This window comes from Paenibacillus guangzhouensis (assembly GCF_009363075.1).
GTDB lineage: Bacteria > Bacillota > Bacilli > Paenibacillales > Paenibacillaceae > Paenibacillus_K > Paenibacillus_K guangzhouensis.
In genome coordinates this window covers 5859524-5876323 of sequence record NZ_CP045293.1, presented here as the reverse complement: position 1 = coordinate 5876323, position 16800 = coordinate 5859524, and the positions used below count along the sequence as shown (strand labels likewise).

The window sequence follows — 16800 nt, the reverse complement described above, 5'->3', positions numbered from 1 at the left end:
AAGGCTGCCGCAGCGCGAAAACCATGTTTCGCCTGCAGCAGCCTCTTCTTCATTTTGCCGGAAGTTGCCACCCGAATTTATCGGTGTTGAACAGCCTCACCCATTCCCCGTCTTGCTGGACGGTAATTGCATCCTCGGTACTTTCGCCGTTGATCGCATAGATAGGTGTCCCTTTAGGGAAGTGATTCGAAAAAATACCACCTGTGCTGGCGAGCTCATCCGTTGAATAGTTATCTACGTATCCGATGGGTTCACCCATACGTTCTACCACCTCATTGGTCAGCCGATAGGACGCATCTTGCCATTGAATAAAGTCAAAGGCCCATGAGTTCGTGCTGGGTGTCGATGCCGGTTCCGACTGTCGGACACAACCGATACCCACGGACAGTATAATAACCAAAACGAGCATTCCCTTAAACATTCGAGTGCGCACACTCATCCCCCATGTTCATGAGTCGTCTCCAGGCTCTACCTCTACTGTTTATCCGCTTGCTGCTCGAACCGTTGAATAATATCCACGATCACTTCCGTTGCTTTGATCATGGTGTCTGCGGACACATACTCGAATTTGCCGTGAAAATTCTCTCCGCCAGCGAAAATATTCGGCGTCGGCAATCCCATATAAGACAACTGAGATCCGTCCGTACCTCCGCGGATCGGGATAATAATCGGCGTAATGCCGAGTGATTCCATCGCCTGATGAGCAATATCTACGATATGCTTCACGGGCTCGATTTTATTCCGCATGTTGTAGTATTGGTCACGCATCTCGAGTATGACGTTCTCCTCGCCGTATTCCGCCTGGAACTTGCTGACGATCTCCGCCAGTCTCTCTTTTTTCGCTTCGAATTGTTCTGTGTCAAAATCCCGTATGATATAGCTCAATTTGGACTGCTCCACATCGCCTTGGAAGGAGCTAAGATGGTAGAAACCTTCGTAACCTTCCGTATATTCCGGCGCTTGCTCCTGCGGCAGCTCAGCATGGATGGCCATCGCGATTTTGGCCGAGTTGATCATCTTGCCTTTCGCCGTGCCGGGGTGAACATTGGAACCTTTCACCGTAATTTTCGCTGCGGCTGCATTGAAGCTCTCGTATTCCAATTCGCCAAGCGGACCGCCGTCCATCGTATACGCATACGTTGCACCAAAAGCATCGACATCGAACTTATCCGGACCTCGGCCGATTTCTTCATCCGGCGTGAAAGCGACGCGGACCTTGCCATGCTTCATTTCCGGATGCTGAATCAAATAAGCCATCGCTGTCATGATCTCGGCAATGCCGGCTTTATCGTCTGCGCCGAGCAGAGTTGTCCCATCGGTCGTAATGAGCGTATGCCCATGGTAGTTGCCCAGTTCCGGGAACTTGGCCGGTGATAGAACGACGTTAAGCGCCTTGTTCAAGACGATATCGCCGCCCTCATAACGCTCAATAATTTGCGGATTCACGCCTGCCCCTGTAAAATCCGTCGCCGTATCCACATGCGCCAGGAACCCAATCGTCGTCACCTCGCGATCGGAGTTCGAAGGCAGCGTCGCCATGACGTAACCATTCGCATCGATCGTCACTTCCTCCATGCCGATGCGCTTCAGCTCGTCCACGAGCTGATTCGCAAGCGTGAGCTGCCCCGGCGTTGAAGGGCATGTCGTGCTCTCCTCGTTCGATTGTGTATCGACCTTCACGTACGAAATAAACCGTTCCATTATCTCGGCTTTCAAATGCGATAAATTCATTATGTATCAAGCTCCTCTCGTCTCATAACGTAAATTGCCAACTACGATGCCCTTATCATACCACTTTTTGGGGTCATTTATCTGCTAGGTGACCCTTAGGAACGACCCGAAAATGTTTTTGTAAAAATGTGATCTGAATCAAGCCTTGCTCTCTCTTCCTTTGTTATTGTAAGGTCAAAGCCAATTACATGCTTAACACTAGGAGGGTATTCCGATGAGTGAAATGACATGGCAAAGAGCGAATATTCGCTCGGACGAAAGCGGTCATTGGACGCACGGTTCAGCATTGCCATCCACCGCAAAGCGTCCACGTCGTTAATCAACTATTAGAAGAGTTCAAAGCCGGAACCAAAGACGTCGAGGATTTCTGGATTCCCTTCCAGGATAAGTTCGTCTTGATCCGATATTTCGCTGTACGTGATGACGAAGGGAACTACCAAGGCACATTAGAATTTACGCAAAATATAGCACCTATACGTCAACTCGAAGGTCAAAAACGAATTCTCTCTTAATACAACCAAGGACTGCCTTGAAGTCGATGATGTCGACGAAGGGCAGTCCTTTTATAATGAATTATAATCATGTTCGCAATCACGAAGCTCGTGCCTTCATCTCATGTTGATCTAGGGAACCTTTTTGGCGCCTTAATAGTCTTAGCCTATGAAATCACACTGAACGAGGAGGTGCCCGTGACATTGAACGATCGGGAAATGTTCGAGACGTACAAAGAACAAGTCTATCGGCTGTGCAGGCATATGCTTCAGCAGCAGGCGGATGCCGAGGATGTCTGCCAAGAAGTATTCTTCAAGGCAATGATCGTAGATCGTACCGACATTAAAGATATCAAACCTTGGCTAATGCGAATCGCTGTGAACGAGTGCAACACGGTATTAAAGCGTCGTCTCAATGGGAAGCGCAAAGAGAAGCTATCCTTCCTACTCTCCCTAACCCGCCCATCGATTAAAATCGAGGAGCACTATGAGCAGGTTGAGATCGCGGACGAATTCAGCGCCATTCTTAGCAAGCTGCCCGACAAGCTGCGCGTTGCAGTCGTACTCCGAATCGGGAACGATATGAGCATCGCCGAGACGGCGCAAGTACTCCGGGTCCCCGAGGGCACGGTGAAATCCCGGGTCAATCGTGGATTACAGATGCTGCGCAGCTTCATGAAGGACGCCCCTAATCCCATGAGTGAAGGAGATGCATGGACATGTACCCCATCCGTGAAAACGAAATAAAAGAACGGCTTCAGCAGCGCGATGAACAATCGCCTGATTATGAGACGATGTGGGCCAACATCGAACGAAAAGTCGCAACACACAAAGCCCATCAAGGGGCTCCATCCCGCACGAGGAGAACCTCAACACGTAAATGGGTACCTGCAGCTATCGCCTTGGCCTGCTGCCTTACGATATCCGTTCCCGTCTTCGCGGACGTCAAGATCAATTGGAACAATCTATTCGGGACGCAGACCGTACATTCGGCGTTGGAGAACGGGATTGGGCAGCAATATGATCTTGGCGTGACACAGCAGGGCATCACTATGAACCTGCATGGGGTCGTTACGGGCAATGACCGGATGAAGATTCTCGTCTCGCTCGAAGTGCCGAATATGCCAAAGTACGAGGTTATTGATTTTGATAGCACGACTTTATCAGAGGACGGACAAAAAGCAAAGCCGATTCACGGTTATTTCAGCAAGGACAAAGATAGCGGCAAGCTGCTCGGCATGTATACGCTGAACGATACCCTGAAGTCGAAACAAAAAGATTATCAACTGAGCGCCAAGGACCTAATCTTCTACCAAACGGATGCTGTATCTGTCCCTTGGGACGGCAAGTTGAATGAGAAGCTGGATCTGCTATCGAAGCCATACCCTTCAATCACAGTGCAGTCCATCACTCGAGATCAAGGCAAAGTGGCCATTCGCTACACCATTGCGACAGCTGTGCCGATGGAGCAAGCGAGCAAGACCGATCCCAAATTAGAGTTGTCATTGCAGGGTCAGCGGGTTAACACGGTGTCCCGAACCCAACTTCCTTCCGAAGGTCATGAAATGCTCTTAGAAAATGTATATCAACTGAGCGATGAGCAGCTGAAATCTGCTGATTGGAGTGTATCCTACTTAGCGGAAGCACAGCGTTACGACGGTACTTGGGATTTCCATTTTGCCGTTGACGGCAAGAAGGCGAGCGAAGCGATCTACACCCAGCCATTAACCCCGGATGCCAAGCTGTTAGAGCATTCCGCCATATCGCTGCAGAAACTTGTCGTCGCGCCGCTCAGCATCCAAATCCCATTCGAACGGACCGGGGTCGGTCGTGACCGATGGGCCACGATCGGCAATGTCTCTTTCAAAGATATTACGCTGCAAGTGGGAGATCACATGATTAAAGGAGGGTACCAGACGACTCAGAACGAACGGAATGAGATGACCGGAGAGTATTTTAGATTCGATACTCCGGGATGGTACCAAGACTGGTCTGGCGTACCGATGACGTTGGTCCTGAAGAACCCGATCGTCGATATGAGGGATACCTCCCGAAATTGGATCACGCTGCAGACACCGGGGGCAGAGAAACAGCAGGCCTCTATCCGTATGCCGGAAGGCTTCGACATTCAGTATACGTACTATCGCGATGGAGAAGATCTCGTCGTCGAGTCAGATTCGCCTTCACCGACCTTTTATACGATCAGCCAGAGTGTCCTTCGACTCAAGGGTGACGACGAACAAATTCTTCCGGAATATCGTCCGACAGGGCCGAACGCCGTAGGCAAAAAAGTGGAGCGCTACAAAGATATCCCGAGCGATGCCACCATCGAAATCAATCCAGGCATCTACATCTATCACGATCCAAGCCGAAAAGCAACGATCCAGATTCAACCGTAAGGTTAAAACCTTAAACCATACGCTGCTATGTAAAGAAAGGGGTGCCCTAGGCAGCCCCTTTTTCGCTCATTTTATTAGTGATTAATCAATAACTAATCCCTAGACTTTTGCAACGTACGAATCGTATCCGTAATCCCCTGCTCAAAGTCCGTCGCCCGGATTGGACTAATCTGCTTCTGATACTTATCCCCGCTGAGCACGAGCGGCTCCTCAGTCAAGTACAGCATCTCCACCACTTCCTTCATGACCGGCACGGAGAGGCCGAGCAAGGACAACCCTATTCTACCTAGCGGCAGGACAGATTTGGAGCTTCCGCTTGCCTGACGGGCAATTCGGACGATGTCCTTACCTGAGATGATGCCGGCACCTGGAATATGCCAATTCTGATTATAGGCATGATCTCTGCTCGCTAGCTCTGCGATCATATACGCTGCATCAGGAAGGTAGACATATTCCCGTGGCACACGCATATTGCCGATGAAGAACGCCATCTTGCCAGCAGCAATCGCCTCGAGCGTTGAACCCAGATAAGATGCTTCATTCGCTGTTGGACCATAATAATCCGGCAAACGGACGATCATCACCTTCGATCGATTCCAGCGCTTCTCGAACAGCATTTGCTCATAAGCTAGCCGGATCTTGCCCTTTTTCGTATGCGGCTGCTTCGGATGCTCTTCAGTAACGCGCCCCATTTGTCTTCTGCCGTACGGATAGATGCCGTCGATGGCAACCACCTTGATCCCAAGCTGATTTGCGGCTTCCATCACCGATTCCCCCAGCGGGATCAGCTTGCTGACCATCTCGTGATATGGCACATTTGCGGCATGGAACAGGACGTCCGCATCACCCGAAGCGGAGACGATGGTCTCTGGCTGGAATGCATCTCCTACGGCTAATGTTAGATGCGCAGGATGATCTAATCTGGCATACAGCTGATCCAGCTTCTGCTTGGATCGACCGAAAGCGATCGTCTGTATTCCGCGTGCGACCAGTTCCTCTACAATGGCGGCGCCTGTTCCTCCTGTTGCCCCTACAACAATTGCTTTTTTCATTGAAATCACCTCATTGGTTATTTGTGATTGATCAATCACTAACTTTTGTTGAAATCAATATAACACGTCGTTATTGATTAATCAATCACTAATTTCGGAAGAGGGGGATTCCTCCTCAAAATACTTTCAGCTCCGGCATATCCAGCGCAATCGAAATGTTGCACAGCAATCCTCGAGCAAGGAATAACATCGTCCGCTCTTCAGCATTCGGAATACCCGCTGCGCGGAAAGCTTCGAGCACGATTTGGCGCACTTCGCTATAACCATTTCGCATCGCTTCTTGGATCGCGTCTTCTCGAATCGTCTGCGCTTGCATCTGAAGCAGAACTTCATTCTGATATGCCGCTAGAATCTCCTCATAAGCCTCGATCAGCTCACGCTCCAATTGTTCCGGCGCAGCGGACTCCACGACTTTGCGAAAAGAATCGACCACGCGTGTCCAGGATACCTCGAGCGCATTCAGCAGCAAGGCTTCCTTCGTCGCAAAAAACTTAAACACATAGGGCTGCGATATTTGGGCCCGCGCCGCGACCTGTGCCGTCGTTGCCCGATAATATCCGGTCTCAGCGAATACCTCAATCGCCGCCGATATAATGTCCGATTTACGATTCACCATCGCCGTCTCCTTTTTGGCCATGTCCTCTCCTCCTTCACCAATAGTAAGTGATCCATCAATTAATAAAATTAAACACAGTATAAACGAAAAAAAGTACCGATGCAACGCGTATAAAAAGGAGAGACCGCTTCGTTCACCGAAGTGCCTCTCCATCCTTAACGCAATTCCATTAACTGATCGACTTGCCCGTAAACTGACTATTATACAGGTCGGCATAGAATCCGCCTTGCGCCATCAGCTCGTTATGGTTCCCTTGCTCAATGACCGTACCATGATTCATGACCAGAATGAGATCGGCATCCCGAATCGTCGACAGACGATGGGCGATCACGAAGCTCGTGCGGCCATTCATGAGTTCCTTCATCGCACGCTGGATATAGACTTCTGTCCGCGTATCCACACTACTCGTCGCTTCATCTAGGATCAATATCGCTGGATCGGCGAGGATCGCCCGCGCAATCGTGAGCAGCTGCTTCTGCCCTTGCGAGATGTTCGACGCTTCTTCGTTCAGCACCGTGTTGTACCCATCCGGCAGCGTCCGAATGAAGAAGTCCGCATGTGCAGCTTTGGCCGCGCGAATGATCTCATGCTCTGTCGCGCCTTCACGCCCGTAAGCAATATTGTCGCGAATTGTTCCATTGAACAGCCATGTATCCTGCAGCACCATCCCGAACATACCACGTAAGTCTCCGCGTCTCATATCCCGAATATCGACGCCGTCGATTGTGATCTTGCCATCATTGATTTCATAGAAACGCATCAGCAGGTTGATCAGCGTCGTCTTTCCTGCACCCGTCGGACCTACGATGGCAATGGTCTGCCCCGGCTTCACATCGATATTCATATCCTCGATGAGAATTTCATCTGACTTATATCCGAATTTCACATGCTCGAAGGACACAAAGCCTTGCGGCTCTTGAACGAGCGCTGGCTTCGCTGCTTCCGGCACCTCTTCCTCTTCGTCCAACACTTCGAATACCCGCTCCGCCGAAGCGATCGTCGACTGGATAATATTCGCGATATTCGCCGTCTGTGCAATCGGCTGTCCAAATTGTCTTGCATATTGAATAAAGGCTTGAATATCCCCGATCTCGATGGATTTCTTCGTCACGAGCAGCCCGCCGACCACACAGACGAGCACATAGCCAATATTCGTGATGAAGCTCATGAGCGGCATAATAATCCCGGAAATGAACTGAGCGCGCCATCCCGAACGATACAACCCTTCGTTAATCTCCTCGAATTTCTCGAGCGACTTCTCTTCGCGACCGAATGCTTTGACAATACGGTGTCCGGTGTACATCTCTTCGACATGACCGTTCAGTTCACCTAAAGATTTCTGCTGCCCCGCAAAATACACCTGCGAACGCTTCGCGATCATCACCGTCACCAAGAAGCTCAGCGGCAAGGTCACGACTGTAATCAACGTCAGCAATGGACTGATCGTCAGCATCATCACGATAACCCCAATAATCGTAATGATCGACGTAATCAACTGCGTCAAGCTCTGTTGGAGCGTCGTACTGATATTATCGATATCATTCGTCACCCGGCTCAGAATCTCACCGTGCGTCCGACCGTCGAAATATTTGAGCGGCAGCCGCGCCAGCTTGTCATTCACTTGTGTCCGCATATCGAAGACGATTTTTTGCGACACACCTGCCATAATATATTGCTGCAAATAGGAGAATATCGCACTGATGATATAGAGCCCCGCCAGAATAAGCAGAATATCCCCGATATAACTAAAGTCGATGGACGCTCCTGGAACGCCTTTCATTTTGCCCATCAGACCTTCGAACAGCTTCGTTGTCGCCTTCCCCATAATTTTCGGGCTGACAATGCTGAATACCGTACTCAAGATCGCCGTGATCAATACCGCGATCAATTGGTATTTGCGCGGTGCCATGTACCCCATCAGCCGTTTTAATGTGCCTTTGAAGTTTTTAGCTTTCTGAACAGGCATCCCCATGCCCATACCGCCACCGCCGCCCATAGGGCCGCGTCCGCCATGCTTGGGTCCTCGTGCTTCCTTACTCATGCGATCTCCTCCTCTGACAACTGTGAGGATACAATCTCACGGTACACTTCCGACGTATCCATCAGCTCGCGATGCGTACCCATGCCTGCAATACGCCCCTCTTCAAGCACAATGATCTGGTCTGCATCCATCACCGTGCTCACCCGCTGCGCAACGATCAATACGGTCGCATCCGTCGTCTCGCCGCGCAGGGCAGCACGCAGCTTCGCATCCGTTTTAAAGTCTAAGGCGGAGAAGCTGTCATCGAACAAATAAATCTCCGGTTTGCGCACCAACGCACGCGCGATCGACAGCCGCTGTTTCTGACCGCCCGATACGTTCGTTCCACCTTGTGCAATCAGTGCATCATATCCATCAGTCATATCGCTGATGAAATCGCTCGCTTGCGCAATTTCAGCGGCATGCCGGACTTCTTCGTCCGTCGCATCTTCTTTTCCGTACCGAATGTTCTCGGCAATGGTGCCGGTGAAGAGGACGGCTTTTTGCGGTACAAATCCGATCTTTGATCGCAGCTCGCTCTGGGTTAGTCGTTTCACATCTACTCCATCGATCACAACCGATCCGCTATCGACATCGTAGAAACGCGGCAGCAAGCTGAGAAGCGTGGATTTCCCGGAACCGGTACCACCGATGATCGCTGTGACTTGCCCAGGCGCTGCCCGGAAAGACAGATTCGATAACGCAGGCTGCTCTGCTCCCGGATAGCTGAAGGTGACATCATTAAACTCGATATATCCACGACGGCCGTCAGTTCTCGCTCCTTGCGCTGGATCTTCAATCTCCGGCTTCATATCGAGCACTTCATTAATCCGCACCGCCGATGCCGAAGCCCGCGGAATCAAGACGAACATCATCGACACCATCAACAAGGAGAACATGATCTGCATCGCGTATTGCAAGAAGGCCATGAGACTCCCAACCTCCATATGGCCCGTATCGATCCGCAAGCCGCCGAACCAGATAATCGCAATCGACGAGAAGTTCATCACGATCATCATCACAGGCATCAGAAATGCCATAATCCGATTGACGCGAATCGCCGTATTCGTCAAGTCCGCGTTCGCATCCCGGAAGCGCTCCTTCTCATAATTGATCCGGTTGAAGGAACGAATAACCCGAATCCCCGTTAATCCTTCACGCAGGACAAGGTTCAAGCGGTCAAGCTTCTTCTGCATCGCTTTGAACAATGGAATCCCTCGGCTCGCCACCGCGAAAATTGCCAGTGCCAAGACAGGAATAACCACCGCGAGAACCCACGTTAAATGCGCATCTTTGGAGATCGCCATAATGAGGCCCCCGATACACATCATCGGCGCCATGACCATCATCCGCAGAATCATCACAAGGACTGTCTGCACTTGGGTAATGTCATTCGTCGTTCGCGTAATAAGCGAGGCCGTGCCAATCTTATCAAACTCCTGCAATGAGAAGTTCTCGACATGCTTGAACACTCTGCTGCGCAACTGACGACCATAACCGGCCGCTACACGCGCCGATAAATAACTGGCCGTAATGGCACAAATTCCTCCACCTGCCGCCACGAGCAGCATGAAACCGCCAATACGCCAAATGTAATCCGTATCTCCCTTCACGATCCCCGTATCCACAATATCCGCCATTAAGGTTGGCAAATACAATTCAGATAGAGACTGCAGGAATACAAACACCAGTACAAACACAATAGGAAGCCAGAACGGCTTCAGAAATCGAAACAACTTGAGCATGCATGGTCATCTCCTAGCTCCACAATATTTCGTCACTCTATTTATTAGATCATCTAATTATATATACGTAAATTATTTGATGTCAACCAACAATCCCACACTCTTATTCGGAGTAAAAATGTACTTCGGGATTTGAAAAATATTTTATAGGTTGTATACTGCTTCTATATTCTATTCCATTCCGTACGATCATTTTAATGAGAGGAGCAAGCCATATGAACCTGTTCACCATCAGAGAACCTTGGATTCGCGAACGAATTCAAGCTGAACAAGCAACACCTGCGGATTCCGAGGCTGTTAACGCATTGCTGCGTCAGACGGCCTTGTGGCTGCAAAGTAAAGGATCGACCCAATGGAGCGGATTGCTCACAGGAGAGGATGTGCACGGCACGTCCGATGCGATTGCGCGGGGCGATGTGTTTATTGGGAGAGATGTCGATCAAGGTAAAGTGGCTTGTGTCGTGATACTCCTCACCACGCCGAGTCCTTGGGACCTTGAACTCTGGGAGACGGCAGAAGATCATAACACTTCAGTCTACCTGCACCGATTAGCCATTAACCGGGATTACGCCGGGACAGGACTCGGCGAAGCCATGATGCAATGGGCAGCGAACGGGATTCGCTTCGAAGGTAAGGATCGCATCCGTCTCGACTGCATCGCAACGAACGAGATCCTCTTCCAATTCTACGGCAGCCTCGGCTATGCCCATCAACACATCCATCCGAACGGATTTCATTGCTTTGAGCAACGACTGAATTCATAATATTGGCGGTTCATTGTTTCACGGATTGACACCATTAAGAAGGTACTGACCCACATGACGTCGGTCATGCTATCGTATAATTAGCGCTCCACGGAAAATTAGTCCCCTCGATCATCAAGGGGACTAATTTTTTTAGAACTCGTTATTTATCATCTTGAATGGTATTCATAATTACACGATCCTTCACATTCACCCATGAAATCGAGAGATCACGGTTCAGGACATAAGCGACGTCCCCAGCGCGGTTGAAGATGATCGCTTGCCTAGGCTCCAAGAATCCCTTGATGGTCTTGATCACGCGGTAGTCAGAGACGGTAATCACATCAATCGTATTGTCCACCTTGCTGCTGGCAAAGAGCAGTTTGCCGTCAGGTGAAAGGGCTGCGCCATAGGGTTCGCGGCCGACCTTTACCTCGCTGATGATTTTCCCCTGAGCGATGTCCACGACGGAAATACTATCCCGCCCGCTATTGGCTGCGTACAAGATACCGTCCTTGGTCACCGAAATCCCGCGTATCATCTCAAACCCGGTAATCTCACGCACGATACTATTCGTAGCAGCATCAACAACAGATACCTTGTCTCCCTTGAAGTTCGTAACGAACACATATCGTCCGTCTGGAGACATGACGATTCCCTGCCGCGGCTGTGCAAACCCGGCAATGACCGCAGTTGGCTTACGTTTCTCAAGATCCACGATCGTAACCGAACTATGCGCTTGATTGTTAACATACAACGTGCGTCCATCTGGGCTGACAGCCGTACCGAATGCCCCCGGACCGACCACGACTTCATCCTTCAAAGTTAATTGTTTCAAGTCGTAGAACCGCAGGGTACCGAGCGTGCTGTCCGAGACGACGAATGTTTTGCCTCCGTCTACGAACACGACGTTCCTCGGTGTGACAAATCCGTCGATTTCCTTGCGTAACGTCCCTCTGGCGAGGTCATAGACACGGATCGATTGTACGCGGCTATCCGAGACTACCGCAGTCTGTTCATCAGGACTTATAGCCAAAGCATTGTTCGTAATGCTGCCGTCAAAGGGCTCTACCTCCGCTTTTGTTCCCGGCGACGGGGTTTTCTTCTCGGACGAAGTTGGCGAAGTCACGGCCCACCCTACAGGCGCTCCCGGATTGGGATGCGTTAGGGTATTACCATGAATTTCAGGAAGAACCGTGTTCAACACAAAGGCTCCGTCCGGCAAAATATTATAGTACTTGCTCTTGGAGCTAACTGAAGGTGATGTGTAGCTGAACATCACAGGTTTGTTAAACTTGATGATGCGTTCTTTCGTGATCAAATCAGTCACTTGAAAAGCAAAATTCATAAGCACGGTCTCACCTTCAGGAGCTCTTGCTTGAAAATCCGCCAAACTCCCCTCTACAACTTGAAATTTGACTTTGTTGACGAACGTTCCCTCCGGGATTTCGATCTTGACCTGGCCATATTTGAACTTAGCCCCTTCTCCTGCATCAATCGTCTGTTCCAACGCGACGTCCGGGAATCCAAGGGCTTGGAAATTCGGTGCGGCAGCGAATGCATGCGAAGTAAACAGCGGAATTATCAAAGCCATCATGAAGCTTACCAGGGTCAATCGTTTCATTTGAATACACTCTCCTCGTATCGAGTTTGGATTATCTTCTCATCGAAGGTAACGACACGAATGCCTAGACGGTTCGAATCTGCAGAATAAATAAAGATGGCTATGGAACACTAACTGGGAAAATTTGAGTACCGATGGAGGATTACAATCATGAATATTTCCGCAACAAACGCGTCTGACGTCTCGAACTCACGCCGCGTCAAAGATAAGGTTGCTGTGATCACCGGAGCCGGTTCCGGGATCGGACGCGCAGCTGCTTTACTTCTAGCACAGCACGGTGCCAAGGTATGTCTCCTCGATCTGAACAACAATCGAAGCGAATCCGTGGAGCAGCAAGTAAAGCAATTCGGCGGAGAGTCGTTGTTCGTTGATACCGATGTGTCAGACCCCGAGCGGGTACAGCAGGCCATTCAATCTATCATTAACCGCTTTGGACGCGTGGACATTGTATTTGCCAATGCAGGGATCAACGGCACCCTCTCTCCGATAGAGGATTTAACCGCAGAAGCGTGGGATCATACCTTAACAACGAATTTAAAGGGCACGTTCCTCACCGTAAAATATACTATTCCGCATATGAAACAAAACGGAGGAAGCATTATTATTACCAGTTCGATCAATGGCAGCCGCAAATTTTCCGGGGTCGGCATGTCTGCCTACAGCACGTCCAAGGCGGGTCAGATCGCTTTTGCTAAAATGGCTGCGCTAGAACTCGCGCGGTATAAAATCCGTGTGAACGTCATCTGTCCAGGAGCTATTCAGACGAATATCAATGAGAATACGCAATCGACTCCTCAATTAGAGAAAATTAAGATCCCAGTCAACTATCCTGAAGGAAGCCAACCGCTTGAGCATGGACCGGGGCAGCCTGAACAGGTTGCAGATTTGGTTCTATTCCTTGCATCCCCAGAATCAAGCCATATATCAGGTACGGAAATATTCATTGACGGTGTAGAATCATTACTCTGACTTTAGAAGCGCGACTTTTGGGGACTATGCATCCTCTCCTGGCCTTGTTATGATGGAAATAACTAACATGGACTATATTCGGAGGATGACTTCATGCGACTTATTCAGCACGTTACGACGACCTGGACCGAGTGGAATCGTAACATCCGCCTATTCTTCATCGCCAACATCTTATTTCAGATCGGCACGGGCATGTTCAGTGTACTATACAATTTATATATTCAAGCGCTGGGTTATCAAGATGATATGAACGGGACGATTGTCAGTGTTCAGTCCTTAGCTACAGCGCTTATCTTTATTCCCATCGGGCTCATCAGCGACCGGGCAAGCCGCAAGGTGCTCTTAATTATCGGTGCCCTCTTCACAGGGCTTAGCTTCATGGGCCGTGCCTTCGCAAGCGGCGAGTCAGCGCTCATGATCTTTGCCGTATTCGCCGGGTTATTTATGGCCTTTTTCCAGATTATCGCGGTCCCTTACCTCGCTGAAAATGCAGGCAAAGCGCAGCGGCTCAAGCTATTCAGCTATCATTCATCGATGGTACTCGCGGCACAGGTAATCGGCAGTATCGGCGGCGGCCTTCTAGCCGATGTCCTTCAATCCGCAGGAGTAAGCAAAATCTACAGCTTACAGATCGTTCTATTGATTGGAGGCGTTGCAAGCTGCCTTGCCTTTCTCCCACTGCTGCTCGTCAAAGATGTCGCGAAGCAGCCGGCAGCCGTGAATCCAGCGCCGAATCCCGCTTCCGCCGCCTTGCCAGCTACGCGTGGAGACTGGCAAGCGATTAGCAAATTTACGGCAGCGCAGCTGCTCGTCGGATTTGGCTCAGGGCTCGTCGTGCCCTATTTGAATCTCTATTTTACCAACCGATTCGCAGTGTCCTTAACGGCTGTGGGAATTCTCATCTCCCTGGGACAAGTGATGACCATTGTATCGATGATGATCGGACCTTATCTGGCACAGCGTGTGGGACAGGTCCGCGCCGTTGTCTACTTCCAGATGCTATCCCTGCCATTCTTGCTGCTGACGGGCTTCACTAACATCTTCATCATCGCCTGTATCAGCTTCTTATTCCGGCAGGCCTTGATGAACGCTGCGAATCCAATCCAATCCTCCATTATGGTGGATCGGATCTCTGATAGACGGCGAGGGATCGCGAACTCCATGACGCAGACGGCCTTCATGCTCGGTTGGGCCACGATGGGTCCTGTGCAATCCCACCTGCTAAGCACCTATGGGAAGTACTGGGGGTACGTCGTTACTTTCTGTATGACAGGCGTGCTCTATATTTGCGCATCTGCCCTATACTACTTCATGTTCCGGGAACGCAAGCCCGTCGCAGCACGGCCTGACCCAGTCACCGCACCGGATGTCGCCCCCTGAACAGACAAAAGACCGCCTTCCAAGAAGGCGGTCTTTTTACGCTCGACACCGTAGTTATACAGTTGAACGACGTAGGAACAAATACGACAGGGCAGCAAAGAGAACGGAGAACGGGATGCTAAGCAGCGCTAGGTCCATTGCTGTTTTGTCCGCGAACCATTGAAACACCGCCATCCAATCTCCCATATACGTCATATAGAAGGAGAATAGGCTGCCAAGCAAGAAAAGTGCGATAAACAACGTGAACGTTCCTGCTTTCCCGAATCGGCGATGGTAACATGCAATGATGAGCCCCCATAAGCTCAACATGAGCATGATCAAGAAGAACACAAGGAACTGTTGCAAGTAGCTTCCCCCGTATAGATAAGGCAGGTGGAAAAATCCCAAGTTCACGCCCCAGCCGGATGTGGCCGCCTCGATCCAGGAGAGCAATGACAGTCCAATGGAGAAGACGAAGCTTAGTAGAGTTAAGGTACTCGCTGTGCCGGTGAAATAATCCGATCTCCGCACCCCAAGTCCGAGCGCGAATGGAATCGTCTGCGGTACCACAACAATCCCCGCGACTAGCATATAAACAAAGATCGACATCAACCCACCGGAGTAGAAGCCCTTCTCCTCTTGGATCAAGCCACCAATGAGTAAATTAACTGAGAAGGAACCCAGACATATGATCCATGGTAAATACAAGTAGCCAAGTTTATCACGAAGATGCATTTTCATTACACCTATCGAACGATTCATTATGCCTCACCAGCCTTTCTTACCGATCCGCCTGTTAAATAAACGATGAGCTGCTGCAGCGATACAGGCGTAATGGTTAATCCAAGCGATTCTGCCCGTTTGCGGTCCCCTGTGCTTCCGGCTCCCATCACGGTTGCCGTAAGCAGTCCGCCGAACGGTTCGCGGTGAATCACTTTTCTTCCTTTCACGAACTCCTCAACTTGTGCAGTTGTTCCCGCGACAGAGATGGCCTGCCCGCGCAATACCTCAGTGTCCTCATTCAATATGAGCTTTCCTTGATCAATCACCATCACATGTTCCAGCAGTTGGCTGACTTCGTCGATCAAGTGTGTAGACAATACCACGGTACGTGGATATGCCGCATAATCTTGAATTAATTGATTATAGAATAGCTCCCGTGCAACGGCATCGAGTCCTAAGTAAGGCTCATCGAAGAACGTAAGCGGTGCACGGCTCGCGAGTCCTACAATGATCCCAACCGCAGACAGCATACCGCGAGACAGCTTCTTCACCCGCCGCTTGAGCGGCAGACGGAACGTTTCGATCAGTTCATGTGCAAAGGCCTGATCCCAATTCGGGAAGAACATGGACGCCACTTCCAACACATCGATGACACGGTAATTATCTGGGTACTTCTGACTCTCTTTAATGAAGCAGACTTGGCTTAACACCCGATTATTCTCATAGGGCTCTTCGCCGAACACCTTAAGCTCACCGCTCGTCTTGAACTGCTGTGCCGTAATCATATGCATGATCGTCGTCTTACCGGCGCCGTTCCGCCCGAGCAGGCCGTAGATTTTGTTCTCTTCTAGCGTGAACGTGACATCCTTGACCGCTTCGAAATTTCCGTAAACCTTCGTTAATCCCTTTACTTCAACGACACGACTCATGATCCTTTCCTCCCTGTACGAATCATCTCTGCCAACTGATCGTTCGTGATGCCGAGCTTCTCCGCTTCTCGCACCATGGCAACGACATATTGTTCATAGAATTGATCTTTTCGTTTCTCCACTAGTATCGCGCGTGCGCCTGTTGATACGAACATCCCGATCCCTCGCTTTTTGTATAGAATACCTTGATCGACTAGCAGATTGACGCCCTTCGCAGCCGTAGCTGGGTTGATCTGGTAGAACGTAGCGAATTGGTTCGTTGACGGCACCTGCGACTCTTCGGGCAATCTTGCTTCGATAATGTCATCCTCGATCCGTTCTGCGATCTGCATAAAAATCGGACGACTGTCATCCATGGACATCATTTTTATCACCACCAAGTTGGTTCATTACTCATGT

At 50.1% G+C, this 16800-nt stretch carries 15 protein-coding genes and 1 pseudogene; 6 read left to right on the top strand and 10 right to left on the bottom strand.

The window, feature by feature from the left end:
• Positions 1-49: 49 nt before the first annotated feature.
• Positions 50-409 (bottom strand): hypothetical protein, encoded by a 360-nt coding sequence (locus GCU39_RS26510; RefSeq protein WP_152396210.1) that lies wholly within the window; start codon positions 407-409, stop codon positions 50-52.
• 65 nt (positions 410-474) lie between these two features.
• The gene (pepT, locus tag GCU39_RS26505) at positions 475-1716 is read right to left on the bottom strand and encodes a peptidase T (protein ID WP_152397447.1); all 1242 of its coding nucleotides are present in this window, start codon (positions 1714-1716) and stop codon (positions 475-477) included.
• Between the two features lie 242 nt (positions 1717-1958).
• Here pepT and GCU39_RS26500 point away from each other — a divergent pair.
• The 3 genes and pseudogenes from GCU39_RS26500 to GCU39_RS26490 all read left to right on the top strand — a co-directional run.
• A pseudogene (locus GCU39_RS26500) lies at positions 1959-2243 on the top strand (PAS domain-containing protein); the annotation flags it as partial.
• Positions 2244-2312: 69 nt separating this feature from the next.
• Positions 2313-2969, top strand: a complete 657-nt coding sequence (locus tag GCU39_RS26495; RefSeq protein WP_227793348.1) for an RNA polymerase sigma factor — start codon at positions 2313-2315, stop codon at positions 2967-2969.
• Positions 2942-4621: a DUF4179 domain-containing protein gene (locus GCU39_RS26490; protein WP_193726638.1), complete on the top strand. Its 1680-nt coding sequence runs from the start codon at positions 2942-2944 to the stop codon at positions 4619-4621. Before GCU39_RS26495 ends, GCU39_RS26490 begins: the two co-directional genes overlap by 28 nt.
• A 92-nt stretch (positions 4622-4713) precedes the next feature.
• On the opposite strand, the gene GCU39_RS26485 is transcribed toward GCU39_RS26490, so the two are convergent.
• The 4 genes from GCU39_RS26485 to GCU39_RS26470 all read right to left on the bottom strand — a co-directional run bounded on the left by GCU39_RS26485 (position 4714) and on the right by GCU39_RS26470 (position 10054).
• Entirely contained in the window at positions 4714-5673 is a 960-nt protein-coding gene (locus tag GCU39_RS26485; RefSeq protein WP_193726637.1) for an SDR family NAD(P)-dependent oxidoreductase, read from the bottom strand.
• 115 nt (positions 5674-5788) lie between these two features.
• Positions 5789-6310, bottom strand: a complete 522-nt coding sequence (locus tag GCU39_RS26480; RefSeq protein WP_152396208.1) for a TetR/AcrR family transcriptional regulator — start codon at positions 6308-6310, stop codon at positions 5789-5791.
• A gap of 148 nt (positions 6311-6458) precedes the next feature.
• On the bottom strand, positions 6459-8330 hold the full coding sequence (locus GCU39_RS26475; protein ID WP_152396207.1) for an ABC transporter ATP-binding protein: 1872 nt from the start codon (positions 8328-8330) through the stop codon (positions 6459-6461).
• Positions 8327-10054 carry an ABC transporter ATP-binding protein gene (locus GCU39_RS26470; protein WP_152396206.1) on the bottom strand — a complete coding sequence of 576 codons (1728 nt, stop codon included), beginning with the start codon at positions 10052-10054 and terminating at the stop codon, positions 8327-8329. Before GCU39_RS26470 ends, GCU39_RS26475 begins: the two co-directional genes overlap by 4 nt.
• 215 nt (positions 10055-10269) lie before the next feature.
• Between GCU39_RS26470 and GCU39_RS26465 the strand changes: the two genes are divergently transcribed.
• Positions 10270-10818, top strand: coding sequence for a GNAT family N-acetyltransferase (locus GCU39_RS26465; protein ID WP_152396205.1), 549 nt, complete (start codon positions 10270-10272; stop codon positions 10816-10818).
• A 142-nt stretch (positions 10819-10960) separates the two neighbouring features.
• Here GCU39_RS26465 and GCU39_RS26460 read toward each other — a convergent pair whose 3' ends face one another.
• Positions 10961-12421, bottom strand: a complete 1461-nt coding sequence (locus tag GCU39_RS26460) for a beta-propeller fold lactonase family protein (RefSeq protein ID WP_227793347.1) — start codon at positions 12419-12421, stop codon at positions 10961-10963.
• 150 nt (positions 12422-12571) lie between these two features.
• On the opposite strand from GCU39_RS26460, the gene GCU39_RS26455 reads away from it, so the two are divergent.
• The gene (locus tag GCU39_RS26455) at positions 12572-13390 is read left to right on the top strand and encodes an SDR family oxidoreductase (RefSeq protein WP_152396204.1); all 819 of its coding nucleotides are present in this window, start codon (positions 12572-12574) and stop codon (positions 13388-13390) included.
• 93 nt (positions 13391-13483) lie between these two features.
• Positions 13484-14770 (top strand): MFS transporter, encoded by a 1287-nt coding sequence (locus GCU39_RS26450; RefSeq protein ID WP_152396203.1) that lies wholly within the window; start codon positions 13484-13486, stop codon positions 14768-14770.
• 54 nt (positions 14771-14824) lie between these two features.
• Here the strand turns inward: GCU39_RS26450 and GCU39_RS26445 are convergent, their stop codons facing one another.
• The 3 genes from GCU39_RS26445 to GCU39_RS26435 are packed head-to-tail and all read right to left on the bottom strand — an operon-like array spanning position 14825 to position 16766.
• Positions 14825-15490, bottom strand: coding sequence for a hypothetical protein (locus GCU39_RS26445; protein ID WP_193726636.1), 666 nt, complete (start codon positions 15488-15490; stop codon positions 14825-14827).
• 20 nt (positions 15491-15510) lie between these two features.
• Complete coding sequence (locus GCU39_RS26440; protein WP_193726635.1) at positions 15511-16401, bottom strand: ABC transporter ATP-binding protein; 891 nt, start codon at positions 16399-16401, stop codon at positions 15511-15513.
• Complete coding sequence (locus tag GCU39_RS26435; protein WP_152396200.1) at positions 16398-16766, bottom strand: GntR family transcriptional regulator; 369 nt, start codon at positions 16764-16766, stop codon at positions 16398-16400. The genes GCU39_RS26440 and GCU39_RS26435 overlap by 4 nt, the downstream gene beginning before the upstream one ends.
• Between the last annotated feature and the right edge of the window lie 34 nt (positions 16767-16800).